An 18852-nucleotide genomic window follows, 5' to 3' on the forward strand; every position below is an offset into this window, starting at 1 on the left:
TACCTTTTGCAGCTTACGTACCACAAAAAGTATTAGCAATGCATTGCTCGGCGTTGGGTGCTAAGCCTAAATCCGCATTGGCTTTAGCTAAAGTAAAAGGGGTAGCCAACGCCTTATGTAAGCGATTAAACAGCGTTAAATCGCCTTGTGCTGTTGCCTGCTCAATGGCGTTCGCAATTTGATGGTTACGGGCAATAACCGCTGGATTAGTGCTATCCATCTGCTGTTGCACCTCGGTAGCGTTTATTGCTTGTTCCGCCAGCCGCAGTTGCCAGCGCTCAGCCCAGCTTTGCCAAGCTTGTTTATCGCCAAATAGCTGCGCAGCGCCGACATTTATGTCGCTAACCGATTGGCTTAATAACCGAAATGCTAGCGTAAAATCGGCTTTGTCTTCACTCATTAAATGTAAATAATCGCGTATTAACACCTCATCCGCTGCAGTGGCCTGCTGTAACCCTATTTTAGCTGCCATTAACTGCAAAAATGCGGTTTCATTAAGCGTGCTAAATTTCTGTAATACCGCGGTTGCTTCGGCCACCGCCAGCTCTTGCTGTGGGTTTATCAGCGGCAATAAACACTCTGTCAAGCGCGCTAAATTCCAGCTGCCTATGCGCGGTTGGTTACCCCAAGCGTAACGGCCTTGTTTATCGATAAAACTAAACACTTGTGCTGGGTTAAAGCTATCCATAAAGGCACAGGGGCCATAATCAATGGTTTCGCCGGCAATGCTCATATTGTCGGTATTCATTACGCCGTGAATAAACCCCAAACTCATCCATTTGGCAATTAGGTTGGCTTGTGCCTCTACCACGCTTTCTAATAATGCTAAGTAGGGCGTATTACTTGCCGCACAGTGTGGATAATGCCGGTTAATAACATAGTCGGCAAAGGTTTTTAACTGCTCAATATCGCCATGTTCAGCAATATATTGAAAACTACCAATACGAATATGGCTTTTAGCAACACGAGTAATAATAGCACCGGGCTCTGCCGTGTCACGTTGCAGCCAGTCACCGGTTAATACCGCAGCCAGCGCTCGGGTAGTGGGTACGCCTAACGCGTGCATCGCTTCGCTAACCAAATATTCGCGCAGCACTGGGCCTAATGGCGCTCGGCCATCGCCACGGCGCGAAAACGGTGTGCGGCCAGCGCCTTTTAGCTGGATATCAAAGCGCTGGCCGGTTTCATCTAATACTTCAGCCAATAGCAAGGCTCGGCCATCGCCTAATTGCGGTACAAAATGGCCAAATTGGTGGCCAGCATACGCATGCGCTGCCGACTGCACCCAATCAGGTAAGTTATTACCACTAAATAAAGCTAAGCCGGTATCGGTTTGCCAATAGTGTTTAGGTAAGGCTAATTGCGCAGCAAGTTCAGTATTAAAGGCAATCCACTGTGGTGCAGGCACACTAGTAGGTAAACAGGCTTGGCTATAAGGCGCGCCTAAACGTACCAAGCTATTATCAACCGTAAATTCACTCATCAAAAAAGCCTAGTTATAATGCAATGACCTACAGTGTACTGTGTGGGTATACTAGACACCAAATACTGCGTTAGTTTATTAGGTTATTTAATGACAACACATTACCTTAACGGCGTTTATTGCGGCAAAATCGCCACACGCTATGGCATTCAAACTGCGATAGATAAACACGGCGTTGAGCAAAGCTTATATTTATCTTTACACGGCTTAGCAGAGGATGAGTCGGCAGATCCTAAGCATCATGGTGGGCCAGAGCGTGCTCTGCATCAGTATCCGTTAGAGCATTATGCCTACTGGCAACAACAATACCCGAGCATTAATTGGCAAATACCGGGCATGGGAGAAAACATTAGCTCTATTGGTATGACCGAGCATAACGTTTACTTAGGCGACCGTTACCAATGGGGCGATGCCATTATAGAGGTAAGCCAGCCGCGCTCACCATGTTATAAGCTGAATAAACGCTGGGGTAACGCGAATATTTCCCTAGATATGCAGCAAAGTGGCCACTGTGGTTGGTTATATCGGGTTATTCAGCCAGGTACGGTAAGCGTTTCACAACCGTTGATTTTGCAGCAACGTTTAGCAAATGCCCTGAGTGTGGCAAAAACCAGTCAGCTATTTTTTACTGATCCGCTAAACCCAGAGCATTTAGCCTTATTAAAACAGCAAACCACTTTGTCAGTAAGTTGGATGAGTAAAATAATGCTACGCATAGAAACGCAGCAAGTAGAAAATTGGCATTTTCGTTTGCATGGCCCTGACGCTATTTAGGCGTATTTAAGCTGGGCTTACCGGCTAAAACGCATGCTTGCGCACCTCATCTAAATTTGCCACCACTATTTGTTGTGCTTCGGGGCGGGCTTCTATTTTGGTTAAATCTAAATTTAATGCCTGCACCGCATAGGGGATCAAGGCCGAGCGCACTGGGATCACGCGTTTACCCTGTGTCATATTGTAATCATCGGCAATAATGGTTTGCTGGTAAGCAGATAAACGCGAGTCGGGCACCAGTATAATATCAACCAAGGTATTCCAGCGTGTATCCTCTGCTTTAGTCATCTGTGCGCTACCTTCAATGTGGTTAATGCTGCGAAAACGGCTGAGCACAAAATCACGATAATCGCGGTTTTTCTCACAATATGCACGTACATGCCAACGCAGTGGTGTGCATACCAGTGTGTGCGGCGCAATAATTCGACTTTCTTCATCAGGCGAAGTAAGTGACACATAACCCATATCAATTTTGTTGCCATCTCTGGCAGCTTGCACAAGTGCGCGTAAAATATCGGGGTTTACCTGCCGCACTGGCGTATTCAGCATTTCAGTATGGGCAAAGCCTAAATCAAGTTGGCTAAAGGTATGAGCGAAGTCTTTAGTGCTTGCCAACGCATGCAAATATTCATCGGCTAAGCCACTGGTTACCTTGGGCGAAAAATGGCTTGCAGGTTTGTAACCCCGTAACTTGCTGTCATACACCAGATTGTCTGGCGCAACATCACGCAAATAGGCATTAATATCTTTAGAGGCCTGCTGGCGGGCAATGCCAAAGCTGTTACATAAATGCTTAGTGGTTAAGCGGCCTTCCCACAGTGCAACAATTTCAATTAGCCGATAGCGCATCAGTAGCTCCCAGCGCAGCGGCCAACCTTGCTCCTCGTTTTCGCTAACATCATGTGTATTATTCATCGTTACCTTTGCGCTTATCTGTAGCCAAAGCGTACGCATGTTACGCTTGGTGTAGTCGTTTATTAGGTTACCAGTAGGTTTAAAGTTAAAGCAAAGCCAACCATAACAAAACAACAATTTTCATCCAGCCCTTTGATGTGAATGAAAAGCGTACACTGAATACTTGCACAGTATGGCGTGAATTTAGAAACAACCTAAGATGTATAGCAACGGATGACCTGTCGCCGATAGTTACAGTAAATAGATGACAATAAATAGGTGACAGTAAATGGACAACGCTACCGGACGTAGCGAACAGGGAAATGGACAAACAGGCACGGATGCCAACTTAGGAGACCAAGATGAACTACTTACAGCGCGAGTTATTTTTAATTACCCTACACCAGCAATTTACTGACATGTTTCTGGCTAGTAAAGCCGGTAAAGATAACGCTGAACAAAAGCTACGCAGCCAAGGCTTTATTCATGCCGGCGAATTGCTAGAGCTATGCAGCCGCCAGGAAGTGCAGCAACTTATGGAACAAGTGCACCACGAAGTATTCGGCGTCAGCATTGCCGAGCGTAAGCCAAAAGAGCAAACCCGTCGCCAACAGGCGTTAAAGCTGGGTGATTATGATTACTTTGACGAACCAGCCTTTAACCGGCTTCGCTAATGCTTGTTATTAGAAGTTGCAAAGAAAATCTTGCTGCTCTAAAGTCGGAACAAATGCCGTGTGCAGTTAAGGATAACGAAATTGAAAGATAAGGAAAAAATCGCCGTTTTTATTGATGCTGACAACGCGCCTGCGAATAAAATGGACAAGGTATTATCTGAGTTAGCCCGTTATGGCGTGGTCAATATCCGCAAGGCGTACGGCAACTGGAAAAGTGCCAAGCTAAAACCTTGGGAAGATATACTGCACGACTTTGCAATACAGCCAATTCAGCAATTTGATTTAACCAAAGGTAAAAACGCCACTGACATGGCATTGGTTATCGATGTGATGGATGTGCTTTATACCAAAAACGTTGATGTTATCTGCCTGGTATCGTCTGATTGTGATTTCACCCCTTTAGTTACCCGTGCCTTAGCTGATGGCAAATTTGTTATCGGCTTTGGCGAGCGTAAAGCCCCGTTGGCCTTTGTAAACAGTTGTTCGCGTTTTCTCTATCTGGATGAGCCTGAAGCCTTGTCAGTGCCGGTGCAAAAAGCCACCAGCAATATCAAGAGTGATACCAAGCTTATTAATCTTCTACGCCAGGCTATAGAGGCGGTGGAGGAGGAGGAAGGCTGGGCAATGCTTGGTCCTATCGGCTCGCATATTTCCAATCATGCTTCTTTTGATCAGCGTAATTACGGCTTTAAAAAACTTAGTGACTTGTTTATGGCAATCGATCTTTTTGAAATGCGTAAAACCAATGGATCAGTGCTTTGGGTCAGGGATAAAAAACGTTCAAAAAACTTCGTTAGGCCAAGTATTTCGAATAATGAAAATTAGCCAGGCTCCTATATATGAAATTTGCAAAATTTTGGGTAGATCAAAAAGTGATCCGTACCAACACTTTTGGACACTTTGCTAAGCGAGTACAATCGCTTAACGAGGTGAATAATGTCAACAAAGAAAATCCGCAAAACACATACCGCTGAATTTTGTTCTGGTCAAGTCCAACCGGACACTTTCCTAAAGGAGTTTTCATACTCAATGGGTGATTGGTCGCCATTCGACGAATGTAATCGCTCCAGATTGTAATATTTCACATATGCCGAAACATCTTGCTTCATATGCTCTCTTGTTGGTTGTGCTACCTTGAACAACCAATCATGTTTTAAACTGCCGAAGAACCTTTCAACCACGGCATTATCCCAACACGCACCGACGTCACCCTTGCTAGAGCGGCAATCAAGCCGTTTTAATAGGCTTCTAAAGCGTTTACTCGTGTATTGCGAGCCTCTATCGCTATGAAATACTAAGCCCCTTGGCGGCTGTCGTAAGCGATGTGCTTTTAAAAATGCCTGCTCAATTAAGTCTGTCGTCATACGTTTTGATGTGTGCCAACCCACTATGCGACGACCAAATAAATCCATTACAATAGCAAGGTATAGCCAGCCTTCGCCTGTTTTTAAATATGACACATCCCCAGCCCACACCTGATTTGGGCCTAACGGGTTAAAATTCATGTTCAATAAATTATCCGCTACAGCATCACTGTATTTGCGCTTTGTTGTGACTTTGTAAGCGATACGCTGCTTAACGACTAAACCCAATCGTTTCATCAAGCCAATGACACGATGCCGGCTAACATCAAAGCCTTCTTTACGAAGCTTTTTCCCAAGCTCACGGCTACCCAGACTGTCTCGACTATCTTCAAAAAGCGCCTTCGCCCTACGATGTAAATTCAGTGTTTGTGCACTGATAATTATCGCGGGACGTTTTCGCCAAGCATAGTATGCAGATTTGCTAACGCGCATCACTTTACACGATATGGCAACTGGGTACTGCTTACCTAAACTTTTGAGAAATGAATATTTTATTTCATTTCTTTTGCGAAAAACGCTGAAGCCTTTTTTAATATTTCGCGCTCCATTAGCAAGCGTTTATTGTCTTTTCTGAGCTGAACGAGTTCAGCCCGCTCATCCTTCGACAACTCTGAATCTTCATCTTGTTGTTTAAACTTCGCTACCCAGTTATAAAGTAGCTTATCAGTGATATTCAGTGAGGCGGCAGCCTCAACAACTGAGTAACCTTGCTCAATCACCAGCGCCACCGCTTCTTGCTTAAAATCGTTTGGATATTGTTTGTTAGTACGTTTAGTCATTTTATACCTCAATAATTGGATATTATCCTTTATTGAAGTGTCCGGCTAATTCAACCACAACAAAACTCAAAAGGTGTTGATTAAGGTGCATCCTGATCAACGTGTGGTTGCAACCGCCCCCAAAGAAGCCAGCGAGCAAGCAATCCATGAAGCCATGCTAAAACGCGCAAGGTGGATTTGGCAAAATCTACAATCGTTCGCTGAACAAAAAAATCACGTGCTACCTAAGCGTTATATCAGTGGCGAAAGCCAATTTTACTTAGGCAGACGCTATGTGCTTAAAGTGATATCAGATCCTGAGCAAGTTATGTCGGTTAAGCTAAGCCGAGGCAAGTTAAACGTGGTACTGCGACAAGACAGTAGCGGCATGACAGAGCAACAGCGAGCCAGCAAAGTTAAACCCTTAATTGATAATTGGTATCAACAAAAAGCCAAAGCGATATTCCACGAGCGATTAAATGAACTACTGCCCAAAGCAACATGGGTAACCGGCATTCCCTCATTTCGTATAATGGCAATGAAAAAACAATGGGGCAGCTGCTCAGCGAAAGGCAACTTAATACTAAACCCGCATTTAGTAAAAGCCCCCAAAGAATGCATAGACTACGTAATACTGCACGAGCTTTGCCATATTGCCGAACACAACCACAGCGAACGCTTTTGGCGCTTACTCACCCAAGTAATGCCTAACTGGAAAGCCGTTAAAGATAAGCTTGATGGCATGGCAGAGCAGTATTTGAATGAGTGAACATAAGCAAAGTTTTTCTACGGTCATCACTGGCAGGATAGGTTGAGTAGGGGATTTACTTGTAAAGCTTGTTTTAGTTCAACTTTGTCACAAAACCGCACCCGTTAAAATCACCGCCTTAAAAGCCCCTCAATAGCATAAGTTATTAATTACTATGCGTATTTAGTGAGAATTAGCTATTGTATTTAATGTCTATTAAGGGCAATTAAAGTATTATTTTGTCACAGAATTCTGTGACAATGCTTTATGGTTGGGGCTTTTAAGGTAAAGGTCAAAAAACAGCTTTTATGGGGAAAAATAAAAATTAGAATTTTGAAACACTGGAAAATTTTGTCACAGATTTGTCACAGAATGACGAATTTCAGGCATAAAAAATTCCCATTAAAGGGAATGCTTTATTTTTCAATGATTTATGAATCTTGAAAGTTGGTTGCGGGAGCCGGATTTGAACCGACGACCTTCGGGTTATGAGCCCGACGAGCTACCAGGCTGCTCCATCCCGCGTCCGTATATTACCCTTGAGCAGTGAAGGTAATAGTTTGATTTGCAAGACGTTAATTGATGACCTTTTGAATAAACAAGTCACAATTGGTTGCGTAAGCTTGGGGTTAGACCTTCGCCTCGTGGTTATAAAGAGGAGCCCGAGGGCTTGCTAAATAATCACTACACACTCAATTTGGTTGCGGGAGCCGGATTTGAACCGACGACCTTCGGGTTATGAGCCCGACGAGCTACCAGGCTGCTCCATCCCGCGTCCGTCACTGCGGGGCGCATATTAGGGCTTTTGCTTTAAACACGCAAGCACTTAAAGTGGTTTATTTCACATTAGCCGTTCAACCGCTGCTTTATTAAACAAAGCGCGATTTAATACAACAATTTGGCCGGTGTGTAAAAACTCAAACGTATAAATACTACATTCTGCTATACTAAGCGCCATTTTTGATAAGGGTTGGGTAGCATGCTGGAATTCTGGGCGTTAACGTCTAAAGGGGTAGAAGAACTGTTGGCTGATGAGATCCGTCAACACGGTGGCGAAGTTATAAAAGTAACCATGGGAGTAGTGCGTTTTAGTGCTGAACTGCGCACGGCGTATCAGTTGTGCTTGTGGTCTCGTTTGGCTACCCGAATTTTGCGTCTTATTCAGTCTGAGCCGATAACGGCAGACAGTGATATCTACCAAGTAGCCAGTAAAATTGACTGGCCGCAGCATATGTCGCTACGTAATAGTTTAGCGGTAGAGTGCGTTGGTAAACACCCGAAAATAGATAATACCCAGTTTGGCGCTATTCGTCTAAAAGATGCGATTGTTGATCAGTTTCGTGAAGAAACCGGCAACCGTCCAGATGTCGACCGTATGGACCCTGATGTACGTTTCCAAGTGCGCTTAGATAAACAGCATTTTCACTTTTTACAAGACTTTTCTGGCCCATCGCTACATCAGCGCGGTTATCGCAGCGGGCAAGGTGAAGCACCATTAAAAGAACACTTAGCCGCAGCGTTATTGAAACGCTCAGGTTGGCAGGTTGAGCAACCGTTATTTGACCCGTTTTGTGGTAGCGGCACTATTGTTATTGAAGCGGCGTTAATCGCGCAAAATAAAGCACCGGGTTTAACCCGTGAAAAATTTGCATTTATTGGTTGGCCTGGCCATCGCGATGCCACGTGGCAACAGTTAAAACAAGAAGCAGTGGTTGCAGAACGTAGTTTGCCGGAAAAGGTACAATTTTGGGGCTCTGATTTTGATGAACGTAGCTTAGCCAAAGCCAAACAAAATGCGGCACGGGCCGGTGTTAGTGCTTTAGTGCAGTTTGACTATGCCGATGCCACCGCCTTAAAGGCTGCGGTTAGTAGTGTTGCCGGTGTTATTGTAACTAACCCGCCGTACGGCGAGCGTTTAGGTGATTTACCATCACTTATACCGCTATATAGTAAGTTTTCGTTAGCGTTAAAACAGCATTATCAAGGTTGGCGCTTAGCTATTATCACCTCAAATGCTGATTTACTGCGTGCGCTTCGTTTATCAAAAAGTAAAACCTATAAATTTACTAACGGTCCGTTAGATTGTGAATTTACGCTGTTTGATTTAACCGAAAAGCAAGTCGCGGTGAGCTCTGATGCACCAGCACTGTTTTATAGCGAAAGTAGCTCTTTTGGTAATAGGTTAGCGAAAAACCTTAAACAATTACAAAAATGGGCCAATAAAGAAGGCCTGAACTGCTATCGCTTATACGACGCTGATATTCCTGAATATAACGTGGCGGTAGATTGGTACGACGGCGAAGTAGTGGTGCACGAATATGCGGCTCCGGCTACGGTAGATGAGCAGGTATCACAAAAGCGTTTATTTGACGTGGTAAACCAAGTACCACAAGTGCTGGGTATTAACTCAGATAAAATGATTTTAAAGGTTCGAGAAAAACAAAAGGGTACTTCACAGTATCAGGCCAATGATAAAGTGGGCCGTTATAAAGAAGTTAGCGAATATGGCGCTAAGTTTTTAGTAAACTTACGCGATTATCTTGATACCGGCTTATTTTTAGATCACCGTATTACTCGGCGGATGATCCAGCAGCAGGCAAAAGGCAAAACGGTATTAAACTTATTTGCTTACACCGGCACGGCATCGGTACATGCGGCTATTGGCGGCGCAGCAAGTGTCACTACAGTAGACATGTCAAATACTTACCTTGATTGGGCTAAGCGCAACTTTACACTTAATGGTTTAGCCGGCAAGCAATACCAGTTTGAACAAGCCGATTGTTTGCAATGGTTAAGCCGTTGCCGTAATCAGTTTGAATTGATTTTTGTTGACCCACCAACCTTTTCAAATTCAAAACGGATGCAAGATAACTGGGATGTGCAGCGTGATCACGTGATGCTAATTAATATGCTAACGCCGCGCTTAGCGCCTGGCGGCAAGGTTATATTTTCTAACAACAAACGCCGCTTTAAAATTGATACTCAGGCATTAAACGATGCGGGTTGGCAAGTTAAAGATATTTCTGCAGCAACCTTACCTGAAGATTATAAACGTAACCCCAATATTCACGTTTGTTTTGAGTTAACCCGTTAACAATGACAAGCCATAGCTTAGTTTTATACAGCACCTGGGGCTGCCATCTTTGCGAGCAAGCAGAACAGCTGCTCGTGGCGGCGGGGTTGGCACAGCAGTTTAGCGTGGTAGATATTGTTGATGATGAACAGGCGTTTGCACGTTACCGCGTAATGATACCGGTGCTGCGTAACGGCGATAATGAATTGTGCTGGCCGTTTGATGCGGCGCAGCTTGCAACATGGCTTAAGGATGTAAGATAGTGGAATTATTACGGTTTCAGCAGGCATGTTTAGCCTTTGGTACACACCCCATTTTAGATCACGTTGATTTTAGCTTATTTAGTGGCGAGCGAGTGTGTTTGGTTGGCCGAAATGGTGCCGGCAAGTCATCATTTTTAAAATTGTTGACCGGTCAGCAAAATTTAGATGACGGGCAAATAGTGGTTAATACCGGTGTGGTATTAAGCCGCCTTGAGCAAGACCCGCCAGCGAAAATGGAGGTGAAAATTGCCGACTTTATTCGTGAAGGCGCCGGCGATTTAGCGCAAATAGCCCAACAGTTTTACACCTTATCAGAAAACTTAGACGGCGCCTCAGATGCTGATTACCGTTTATTTGAACAGCTACAAAGCGAAATGGATACGCGCGATGGCTGGGGTTTAGAAAGCCGCGTGGCCGATTTATGCCAGCAGTTTGAAATGGACCCGAATGCCAGTTTAACTACGTTATCGGGTGGCTGGTTACGTAAAGCGGCATTAGCCCGCGCACTGATTGCTAAACCCGACATTTTGCTACTTGATGAGCCAACTAACCACTTAGACGTAGCGGCCATTCAATGGCTGGAACAGTTTTTACTTAATTTCTCTGGCGCTATTATTTTTATCTCGCACGATAGAGCGTTTATTCGTGCTTTAGCCAGTCGTATTATTGATCTTGACCGTGGGCAGCTAACGTCACACCCGGGTAACTATCAAGAGTACCTTGATCGTAAACAAAAGATGCTAGAAGACGAACAGCAGCACAATGCGCTGTTTGATAAAAAGCTAGCGGAAGAAGAAGTGTGGATCCGCCAAGGTATAAAAGCTCGCCGTACGCGTAATGAAGGCCGGGTGCGTGCCTTAAAAGCGTTACGCCAAGAGCGTGCGCAGCGAGTAGAAACCCTGGGTAAAGTTGACTTTAATATTGAGCAATCTGACCGCTCTGGCAAATTAGTATTTGAAACCAAAGCCATAAGTGTGGGTTTTGACGGTAAAACCGTTATTAACGGCCTTGATTTATTGGTTATGCGTGGCGACCGAATTGCTTTAGTTGGCCCTAATGGTGTGGGTAAATCAACGTTAATAAAATTATTGCTTGGTGATTATAAGCACACTAGCGGTGAAATAAAGCGCGGTACCAATATTGAAGTAGCGTATTTTGACCAACACCGCATGGCGCTTGATTTAGAAGCCACGGTGCAAGATAACGTCGCCGAAGGTAAGCAAGAAATCATGCAAAACGGCAGAAGTCGACACGTATTAAGTTACTTGCAAGACTTCCTATTTCCGCCGGCACGCGCGCGTACACCGGTTAAAGCCTTATCCGGCGGTGAGAAAAACCGCTTGTTGCTGGCTAAACTCTTTGCGCGGCCAAGCAACCTGCTGATCCTCGATGAGCCGACCAATGATCTCGACGTAGAAACACTCGAATTACTAGAAGATATTTTACAGCAGTATCAGGGTACGGTATTACTGGTAAGCCACGACCGAGAATTTGTTAATAATACCGTGACGAGCTCGCTATTATTTGCCGGAGCAGGCCGTATAGTAGAAATTGCCGGTGGTTATGATGATGTGATCGCTTATCAGCAACGTCATGCAACGCCAGTGTTAACGCCACAAAAAGTGACAAAGCAAACACAAAGTATTACAGAAGAAACGCCAGTTCAGGCTTCTGCTGTAAGTACTAAGAAGTTATCATACAAAGAAAAGCGTGAGTTGGAACAATTGCCGGCAATGATTGAGCAGTTAGAAACCGAGCTTAAAGCCTTACAGCTGGTGGTAAATGACGGTGAGTTCTTCAAAAAAAGCGCAGAGCAAACCCAGAGCACGTTGAACCAATTACAACAGACCGAGTCGAAGCTGGCGCAAACCTACGCGCGCTGGGAAGAATTAGACGCTTAAAAGAAGTAAAAAATTAGGGGCCCCGAATGAAATTATCACCTATCAGTTTGGCGATACTGCCGCTGCTAAGTCTGTGTTCTGTACAAGCGGCAGTTTATAGCGTCGTCGACGTTGGTAAAGTACCGGAACTGAAATCTACCTATGCGTCAGCCATTAATGATAATGGTGATACCGTGTTTAACGGCGCCGTTAAAGTGGTTAAAAATGATGTTACAAATTCTGGTGTAGTACAGTATCAATATTTTAATTTTCCGATCCAGCTAAATGCTATCGATTTTGACAATGATAATATTAAAGCGCTATTTACAGCAGAGCAGTTAGCGGATGTAAAAAATGGCATCCTTGATGTAACAACTTTAGGTATTTTACTTGGTACAAACCCTGCGGCACAACCTATAGGTAATGCAATAAGCTATGTATTACGTGGCAATGAGCTAGCAAACAATATTAAGTTACGTGATGTAAACGCAACGCGAACTAACAGTGAATACTTATACGATATTAATAATGCTGGCGTCGCCGTAGGTCAGGCAACAGCTACCTTTACGCAGCAGAGCTTTACGCCTGCTGCCACCACTGAAAAGCCAGCACCTGCGCCAGAGAAGTTATGGGCACCAGAATTACCCTATCAGTTGGGCGTAGTGGTAGTAGGTAATGACACTACAGCGTTAGCACCTCTTTATTCAAGCTACGGCGGCGGTTACAGCGTGGCAAAAGCAATAAACGATAATGGGCTTGTTGCCGGCTACGGCAGCGTTGGCTTAGTTGCTGAATCTATTGCCAATATAGAAAAACTATGTACCGGAGCTGCAGTACCTATAGATGTTTGTTATTACAACTATCATACCAGTGCCGCAAGAATGCCAGCCATTAATGCTTATCGGCAAGAATTAAGCGATTTTAGTTATACCCAACGCGGCATATTGTGGTCACAAAATGGTAGTAACGCGGTTACACCTAGGGTATTAGGTTTTTTAGGTGATAAAAATAGCCAAGTAGCGCATAGCGTTGAGGGTGTTAAAGCGATTAACTACTATAGCCAAGCTTTAGATGTGAACAATTCAGGTATTGCTGTTGGCCTATCCTTGTACAGTGATTCAGATTTGTACGTTTTCCAAGATGAAATTTATCGCACCGAGCAAGCAACATTATTTGTTGATAACGAAGCCTTACCTATGGTTGATCAAAATGAATGGTCTAGTAGTCGAGCTTTGTCTATTAACAACAATAATATTGCTATGGGTTATGCCGTAAAAAACATTAACGGTAACGCCCGTGCCAAGTTATTTTATTATGATTACAGCACCAATAAAGCAAATTATGTAACAGGTTTTTTTGCTAGTTCAAATACTCGACCTAATGCCATTAACGATAATAATCAAATTGTAGGTAATGCCGAAGTTATCATTGATGGTACCTCAACACGGCGAACTCACGGCTTTATGTACGATATCGCCAGCGATAAGTTTGTCGATTTAAATACGCTAGTTGGCTGTAATTTGCCGTACCAAATCGTTGATGCTACTGATATTAATAATAACGGTACTATAGTGGCTACGGCATTGGTTAGCCGTGAAAAGCGTAACATCAAAGGCGAGCCTGTACTTGATGCTAAAGGTGATCCAGAAATGGAAAGTGTTACCACAGTAATAACCTTGCAACCTATAGCCAATGGTGAAGTTGAAAGCTGTGGTGGGGAAGATCAGAATAGCTATAAACGTCAAAGTGGTGGCTTTGGTGGCGCAGGCTTAGTTTTAGGTTCAGTGCTACTCTGGTGGCGCAGACGTGTAATATAAATAAAAAAGCTGCTTCGGCAGCTTTTTTTATGTTTCAGCAACTTATGCAATAAGCTATAACAAGCAGCGTATTTACACAAATAAAGTATAACAACGTTTATAAGTAAATCTTAAGAGCCATCAGTTCTTTAGCTATTGTCAAGCTATTAATTTAGGTTTAGTCGATTGAACCTTTAGTGCATGTCAGCTATCAATAATAGGGTAGTCGCAAGCAACATTGCGATTACTTTAATTACATAAAAAGTTATTGAGGAAGACTGCCGTATGAAAAGACAAAAACGTGATCGTCTGGAACGTGCTCATGCTCAAGGTTATCGTGCCGGTGTTACCGGACGGTCAAAAGAAATTTGCCCTTATCAAAGTTTAGAAACGCGCTCACAATGGTTAGGAGGCTGGCGCGAAGCCCTAGAAGACCGAGGTACTGGACTGTTTAATAAAGGTCCATAATTTATCGTGAATGGTTAATGTATTAAAAAAGCCCCGTTTAGGTAAACCTACGGGGCTTTTGTCATAGTAGAGCGTAGCTAATTAAAAGTAGAAACCGCTAATTAAAAACTAGAGGTATCTTGAAATAAGCCTACTTTTAAATCAGTAGCGGCATAAATGTCTCGGCCATCAACGCTAACAACACCATCGGCAATACCCATAAATAGTTTACGTTTAATAACGCGTTTCATATTAATGGTATAGGTCACTTTTTTCGCGGTAGGTACAATTTGGCCAGTAAATTTAACTTCGCCAACGCCAAGCGCGCGACCTTTGCCTGGGCCACCAGACCAACCTAAGAAAAAGCCAACCAATTGCCACATGGCATCTAAGCCTAAACAACCTGGCATTACGGGGTCACCTTTAAAGTGACAGGCAAAAAACCATAAATCAGGCGTGATATCAAGCTCGGCAATAATTTGACCTTTACCGTATAAACCACCTTCTTCAGAAATATGAACAATGCGATCCATCATTAGCATATGATCTGAAGGCAACTGGCTGTTACCTTCACCAAATAATTTACCTTCGCCGCAGGCGATTAAATCTTCTTTTGTAAAGCTATTCTTAGTCATGTATGTTTAATCCAGTAAAAATGCTGGGCCACTTTAGCGAACACTTGTACGCTAGACAAGTCCGATTTGTGTGAAGTTCAATTATACTTACTTAACTCGCTTACCTAAGTGGGTAACAGTGTTATTGCCAAAGAGTGACAACATGACTAATACCAGTAAAAAAGCCTTAACTAATGCAGAAAAACAGCAACGTTATCGTGAACGGCAAAAGCAATCAGGCAAAAAGGAATTACGCGGTTATCTTACGCCTGAAGCATTAAGTTGTTATGAAGAAATTCAGCAAAAAACGCAGTGGAGCGATAGCCTGTTATTAAGCAATGCTATTCGTTTAATGTATGCCGCACACAAGTGTGGTCAAGTTGGCATTTTAAACAGCTGGCTGACCGAGCATAAGCGTTAATTTACCGTCTTGCTGGCTGTTGCCTGCAGCGGTTCAGCGCTATAATACGCGCTGTTTATAGTAATAGAGAGCCACTGATGATTTTGTTTGTTCGGGATTTAACGGTTATTGATTTTTCTTACCTATGTGAAAAACGTGGCATGTTAGGCGAAAGCTATATTGTTGATGTCGAGTTGCATGGTGGCTTAGATCAAACGTCTATGGTGTTAGATTTTAGCCATGTAAAAAAGCTGATAAAACGTACTATCGATGAGCTTGTTGACCATAAGTTAGTATTGCCAGAGCAATCAGCTGCCTTATCATTAAGCGTGATAGATCAAACGCATATTCTGCGCTTTAACAGCCAACGTGGCTTAATTCAAATGGCTGCACCGGCACAAGCCAGTGTGGCTATTGCAACAACAGCAATAAATGAGCACAGCATTACTGAATTTTTGCAGCAGGTGCTAAAACCTTTATTACCCGACAATATCGACCAAGTTATTTTCACTTTACGGCCAGAAAATAGCACTAGCTTCTATTATCACTATAGCCATGGCTTAAAAAAACATGATGGCAATTGCCAACGTATCGCCCATGGTCATCGCTCTACCATTCAAATTTATACTGACGGTATGTTAGCGCCACGATTAAACAAATATTGGTCTGAGCGCTGGCAAGATATTTATTTGGCTACCGCTGAGGATGTCTGCGACGCTGCAGCAATGCAACATTTACGCGCCGGAAACGATGATTACAGTTTTCGCTATCAAGCGGCGCAAGGCTGGTTTGAGTTAACTATGCCCAAAGCGCATTGTGAAATTGTGTCGTGTGACACTACAGTGGAATGCTTAGCTGATTACATTGCGACTGAACTTAAACTGCTAGACCAAACTAAACAATATAAGGTTGTTGCTTATGAAGGTGTGGGCAAAGGCGCTATTGCTTTTAGCTAGTGTTAGTGGTGTTGCACTAGCACAATCTCAGACCCAATTATCTGAGCTGAAATTACCCGCGTTTGAATTAAAAGGCCAGTTAATCCAAGGTAGTTTATTACTTGGAAAAACCGCACCTGGCAGTACGGTATTTTTTAATAATATTGAACTGCCACTTAGTGTTGATGGCCGCTTTGTATTTGGTGTTGGCCGAGATGCGCCGTTAAAGCATCAACTTAAGGTGCAAATTAACGACCAGCAGCTAGTAAAAGAGCTGGTTTTTTCTCCGCGTGAATATGATGTGCAGTACGTTACGGGCGTAGCACAAAAGTATGTTACGCCACCGAAAGAGGTTACTGAGCGCATCAGCAAGGATAACCAACGAGTACGTAAAGTACGCGAAACGGTGTCTGGTTTAGTTTATATTTTTGCTACACCAATAATGCCAGCAAACGGGCGCATTTCTGGTGTTTATGGTAGCCAGCGCGTATTTAACGGTGAGCCGCGTAATCCACATTATGGGCTGGATATCGCCGCACCGACAGGAGCAAAGGTTATTGCCCCGTTCAGTGGCAAAGTACTGTTAGCAGAAGATTTATATTTTTCAGGTTTAACCCTAATTGTTGATCACGGTTTTGGTATTAGTTCTACCTTTATGCACCTGAGTAAATTTGATGTTGCAGTGGGGGATACCGTACAGCAAGGACAAAAAATAGCAGAAGTAGGCGCCAGCGGCCGTGTTACGGGGCCGCATTTAGACTGGCGTATTAACTGGCAGCAAGAAAGATTGGATCCTGCGTTACTGCCTGGCCTTATTATTCCATAGTGATTATTAATTGGCGTTAAGCCAACTATCACATAAACCTTGTTCAGTTATTGAAAGCATAGCAACCTGCTGCACTGATGCGGCTAACGTTAGCGTGCAGTGTAATAGCCGGTCTTTACGGTAAAAATGTACGGTAACGCTACTATTTGTCGCATAACGTTGCAGCAGCTGGCTAAAGTTACTCGCAGTGATCTTGCGTTGTTCCAATGCTAATAGCTGATCTCCGACCATTAAACCGGCACTATATGCTGCGCCAGCATGATAAACATGAGTTAGTTGCAATAAACCATTATTTACTTTGGTTAATGCACCAATAAAAATCTGGCTTTGCTCGTTAAGCTCACCGCCCATATCGTCAGCATGTTGCATGGGTCTAAATATTAAATTAAGCCCAAGTTTCACTGCAGCATCGGTTAAAGGTAAGGCTGCAGAATCGATTAACCAGCGCTGGCTTAACAGTGCTAATTCAGCAAAACCTAGTTGGGTTAGTATCACACTTAACGCATTGTCGGGGGTGCCGCTAGTTAGGTATTCTTGCCATAATTTTTGCACCACTAACTGCAATGAGCTGCCTTGCTCACGTAATGTGGCATCAAGGCAAAGCGCTAATAATGCCCCTTTAGTATAGTAACTCACTACGGCGTTAACCGCGTTTTCATCTTGCTTGTAAAACTTGGTCCAAGCGGTAAAGCTACTATCTTTAAGGCTTTGTGCTTTGTCACTTGGGTTACGCGTGACTCTGGATATAGTTTTTTCAAGTGTTTTAATATAAGCCGTTTGCGAAATTATGCCCGATTGCACTAAGGCCAAATCATCAAAATAGGAGGTAAAACCTTCGTATAACCAAAGTTGCGTGGTGTACTGTTCAGATGCGAGTTGGTAGCGCGCAAAATTAGCCGGTTTTAAACGCTTAACCCACCAAGTGTGAAAATATTCATGGCTACATAAAGCCAATAAGTTTTGGTAGTTGTCATCTATGGTGCTGATATTTGGTGCCGGCAAATCAAAGCGACTGCACAGTAACAAGGTGGAGTTAAGGTGCTCCAGTCCGCCGTAACCCTCTTCGGTTACCCAAAGCAAAAACCAATAGCTTGTAAGATCATCTGGCAGGGCGCCAAACACCTTAACTTGCTGTTGGCATATTTTGATTAAATCATCAGTAAAACGCGTTAAATCCGTTAAGTTATCACCGGTAACCACAAGATAGTGCGGAATATCGTTAATAGTAAATTCACGCAGTTCAAATTGTCCTAACAGTATTGGACTATCGATAAGCGCTGCGTAGCTATTGGCATTGTACTGACCAAAATCTAGAAAATCGGTATTTTTATTACGGCTTAAACCGGTAGCAACGCGCCAATGTTGCGCTAAGGCTGATACCGGTTTTATTATTTTTATCTGATGGGGTAAATCGTGTAATTGGCTAATACCAAGACACAAACAAGCTGGGTTAAGTACGGCTACTTCATCATCTACGTAGGCAGCTCTAACGGATAAATCATAGGCATAAACGTGATAACTAACACTAACTTCATCGGTATTACAGTGTAGCTGCCAAGTTTGTTTATCTAGTTGAGTTAGCGCTAAGTTACCCAAGTTGTCAGTAGCTTCAATGCTAATAATATTACGGGCAAAATCTCTAATCATATAGCTGCCGGGGATCCACGCTGGCAAGCTAAGTTCATGTATCGCTTGAGTTGGCACAAAGCGTAAGGTTACTGAAATAAGATGAGCAGTAACGTCGGTAATATCCACATGATAATAAATAGAATTCATAACAATACTCTTTACGGCGTATTCAAGTCGCTATTATGCCGTTTTATCTAAATAAGGAAAATGATCTGTTTAGCCGCTTAAGCGGTAACAGGCGTCAGCGTTAATTCTGTGTATAATGTTGCAATTGCAAGTAACTCTTATAAAATT

Annotated in this window: 17 protein-coding genes and 2 tRNA genes; 12 read left to right on the forward strand and 7 right to left on the reverse strand. The window is 43.4% G+C overall.

Features of this window, described 5'->3' with window-relative positions; all coding sequences use genetic code 11:
* Positions 1-13 precede the first annotated feature (13 nt).
* Positions 14-1483, reverse strand: a complete 1470-nt coding sequence (locus tag E0Z06_RS07520; RefSeq protein WP_132583364.1) for a protein adenylyltransferase SelO — start codon at positions 1481-1483, stop codon at positions 14-16.
* A gap of 90 nt (positions 1484-1573) precedes the next feature.
* Here E0Z06_RS07520 and E0Z06_RS07525 point away from each other — a divergent pair, with 90 nt between their 5' ends.
* Entirely contained in the window at positions 1574-2257 is a 684-nt protein-coding gene (locus tag E0Z06_RS07525) for an MOSC domain-containing protein (RefSeq protein WP_132583366.1), read from the forward strand.
* A 24-nt stretch (positions 2258-2281) separates the two neighbouring features.
* On the opposite strand, the gene E0Z06_RS07530 is transcribed toward E0Z06_RS07525, so the two are convergent.
* On the reverse strand, positions 2282-3172 hold the full coding sequence (locus tag E0Z06_RS07530; RefSeq protein WP_132583368.1) for a WYL domain-containing protein: 891 nt from the start codon (positions 3170-3172) through the stop codon (positions 2282-2284).
* 341 nt (positions 3173-3513) lie between these two features.
* Between E0Z06_RS07530 and E0Z06_RS07535 the strand changes: the two genes are divergently transcribed.
* Together E0Z06_RS07535 and E0Z06_RS07540 are read left to right on the forward strand one after the other, a co-directional pair.
* Positions 3514-3825, forward strand: coding sequence for a hypothetical protein (locus tag E0Z06_RS07535; protein WP_132583370.1), 312 nt, complete (start codon positions 3514-3516; stop codon positions 3823-3825).
* An 81-nt stretch (positions 3826-3906) separates the two neighbouring features.
* Entirely contained in the window at positions 3907-4650 is a 744-nt protein-coding gene (locus E0Z06_RS07540; RefSeq protein WP_132583372.1) for an NYN domain-containing protein, read from the forward strand.
* Positions 4651-4811: 161 nt separating this feature from the next.
* Here the strand turns inward: E0Z06_RS07540 and E0Z06_RS07545 are convergent.
* Positions 4812-5968 (reverse strand): IS3 family transposase gene (locus tag E0Z06_RS07545; RefSeq protein ID WP_165907381.1). Its coding sequence is split into 2 segments (ribosomal slippage): positions 4812-5698 and positions 5698-5968, totalling 1158 coding nucleotides; the frame shifts between segments, so codons are not numbered across the junction.
* Between the two features lie 85 nt (positions 5969-6053).
* Here E0Z06_RS07545 and E0Z06_RS07550 point away from each other — a divergent pair.
* Complete coding sequence (locus E0Z06_RS07550) at positions 6054-6716, forward strand: SprT family zinc-dependent metalloprotease (protein WP_243695586.1); 663 nt, start codon at positions 6054-6056, stop codon at positions 6714-6716.
* 427 nt (positions 6717-7143) lie between these two features.
* Here E0Z06_RS07550 and E0Z06_RS07555 read toward each other — a convergent pair.
* A tRNA-Met gene (locus E0Z06_RS07555) sits at positions 7144-7220 on the reverse strand.
* A gap of 173 nt (positions 7221-7393) precedes the next feature.
* A tRNA-Met gene (locus E0Z06_RS07560) sits at positions 7394-7470 on the reverse strand.
* A 204-nt stretch (positions 7471-7674) separates the two neighbouring features.
* Here E0Z06_RS07560 and rlmKL point away from each other — a divergent pair.
* From rlmKL to rmf, 5 genes are all read left to right on the forward strand, one after another.
* A complete protein-coding gene (rlmKL, locus tag E0Z06_RS07565; RefSeq protein ID WP_132583376.1) occupies positions 7675-9789 on the forward strand; it encodes a bifunctional 23S rRNA (guanine(2069)-N(7))-methyltransferase RlmK/23S rRNA (guanine(2445)-N(2))-methyltransferase RlmL in 2115 nt (704 codons plus the stop codon).
* Between the two features lie 2 nt (positions 9790-9791).
* Positions 9792-10031 (forward strand): glutaredoxin family protein, encoded by a 240-nt coding sequence (locus E0Z06_RS07570; RefSeq protein ID WP_132583378.1) that lies wholly within the window; start codon positions 9792-9794, stop codon positions 10029-10031.
* On the forward strand, positions 10031-11932 hold the full coding sequence (locus tag E0Z06_RS07575; protein ID WP_132583380.1) for an ATP-binding cassette domain-containing protein: 1902 nt from the start codon (positions 10031-10033) through the stop codon (positions 11930-11932). The genes E0Z06_RS07570 and E0Z06_RS07575 overlap by 1 nt, the downstream gene beginning before the upstream one ends.
* 26 nt (positions 11933-11958) lie before the next feature.
* A complete protein-coding gene (locus E0Z06_RS07580) occupies positions 11959-13728 on the forward strand; it encodes a DUF3466 family protein (protein ID WP_132583382.1) in 1770 nt (589 codons plus the stop codon).
* 264 nt (positions 13729-13992) lie between these two features.
* A complete protein-coding gene (rmf, locus tag E0Z06_RS07585) occupies positions 13993-14175 on the forward strand; it encodes a ribosome modulation factor (protein ID WP_132583384.1) in 183 nt (60 codons plus the stop codon).
* A gap of 101 nt (positions 14176-14276) precedes the next feature.
* On the opposite strand, the gene fabA is transcribed toward rmf, so the two are convergent.
* Complete coding sequence (gene fabA, locus E0Z06_RS07590; protein WP_132583386.1) at positions 14277-14789, reverse strand: bifunctional 3-hydroxydecanoyl-ACP dehydratase/trans-2-decenoyl-ACP isomerase; 513 nt, start codon at positions 14787-14789, stop codon at positions 14277-14279.
* Between the two features lie 142 nt (positions 14790-14931).
* Here fabA and E0Z06_RS07595 point away from each other — a divergent pair, with 142 nt between their 5' ends.
* The 3 genes from E0Z06_RS07595 to E0Z06_RS07605 all read left to right on the forward strand — a co-directional run bounded on the left by E0Z06_RS07595 (position 14932) and on the right by E0Z06_RS07605 (position 16929).
* The gene (locus tag E0Z06_RS07595) at positions 14932-15189 is read left to right on the forward strand and encodes a hypothetical protein (protein ID WP_132583388.1); all 258 of its coding nucleotides are present in this window, start codon (positions 14932-14934) and stop codon (positions 15187-15189) included.
* Between the two features lie 77 nt (positions 15190-15266).
* On the forward strand, positions 15267-16124 hold the full coding sequence (locus E0Z06_RS07600; RefSeq protein ID WP_132583390.1) for a 6-carboxytetrahydropterin synthase: 858 nt from the start codon (positions 15267-15269) through the stop codon (positions 16122-16124).
* Positions 16087-16929: a M23 family metallopeptidase gene (locus E0Z06_RS07605; protein WP_132583392.1), complete on the forward strand. Its 843-nt coding sequence runs from the start codon at positions 16087-16089 to the stop codon at positions 16927-16929. Before E0Z06_RS07600 ends, E0Z06_RS07605 begins: the two co-directional genes overlap by 38 nt.
* 6 nt (positions 16930-16935) lie before the next feature.
* On the opposite strand, the gene E0Z06_RS07610 is transcribed toward E0Z06_RS07605, so the two are convergent.
* Positions 16936-18705, reverse strand: coding sequence for a PDZ domain-containing protein (locus E0Z06_RS07610; protein WP_132583394.1), 1770 nt, complete (start codon positions 18703-18705; stop codon positions 16936-16938).
* Positions 18706-18852 lie beyond the last annotated feature (147 nt).

It is taken from the genome of Rheinheimera sp. D18 (assembly GCF_004345025.1).
Classification (GTDB): Bacteria; Pseudomonadota; Gammaproteobacteria; order Enterobacterales; family Alteromonadaceae; genus Alishewanella; species Alishewanella metallidurans.

Coding starts and splice junctions, on each gene's coding strand:
- E0Z06_RS07520 (WP_132583364.1), bottom strand. CDS start 1,483: ATGAGTGAATTTACGGTTGATAATAGCTTGGTACGTTTAGGCGCGCCT.
- E0Z06_RS07525 (WP_132583366.1), top strand. CDS start 1,574: ATGACAACACATTACCTTAACGGCGTTTATTGCGGCAAAATCGCCACA.
- E0Z06_RS07530 (WP_132583368.1), bottom strand. CDS start 3,172: ATGAATAATACACATGATGTTAGCGAAAACGAGGAGCAAGGTTGGCCG.
- E0Z06_RS07535 (WP_132583370.1), top strand. CDS start 3,514: ATGAACTACTTACAGCGCGAGTTATTTTTAATTACCCTACACCAGCAA.
- rlmKL (WP_132583376.1), top strand. CDS start 7,675: ATGCTGGAATTCTGGGCGTTAACGTCTAAAGGGGTAGAAGAACTGTTG.
- E0Z06_RS07570 (WP_132583378.1), top strand. CDS start 9,792: ATGACAAGCCATAGCTTAGTTTTATACAGCACCTGGGGCTGCCATCTT.
- E0Z06_RS07580 (WP_132583382.1), top strand. CDS start 11,959: ATGAAATTATCACCTATCAGTTTGGCGATACTGCCGCTGCTAAGTCTG.
- rmf (WP_132583384.1), top strand. CDS start 13,993: ATGAAAAGACAAAAACGTGATCGTCTGGAACGTGCTCATGCTCAAGGT.
- fabA (WP_132583386.1), bottom strand. CDS start 14,789: ATGACTAAGAATAGCTTTACAAAAGAAGATTTAATCGCCTGCGGCGAA.
- E0Z06_RS07595 (WP_132583388.1), top strand. CDS start 14,932: ATGACTAATACCAGTAAAAAAGCCTTAACTAATGCAGAAAAACAGCAA.
- E0Z06_RS07600 (WP_132583390.1), top strand. CDS start 15,267: ATGATTTTGTTTGTTCGGGATTTAACGGTTATTGATTTTTCTTACCTA.
- E0Z06_RS07605 (WP_132583392.1), top strand. CDS start 16,087: ATGAAGGTGTGGGCAAAGGCGCTATTGCTTTTAGCTAGTGTTAGTGGT.
- E0Z06_RS07610 (WP_132583394.1), bottom strand. CDS start 18,705: ATGAATTCTATTTATTATCATGTGGATATTACCGACGTTACTGCTCAT.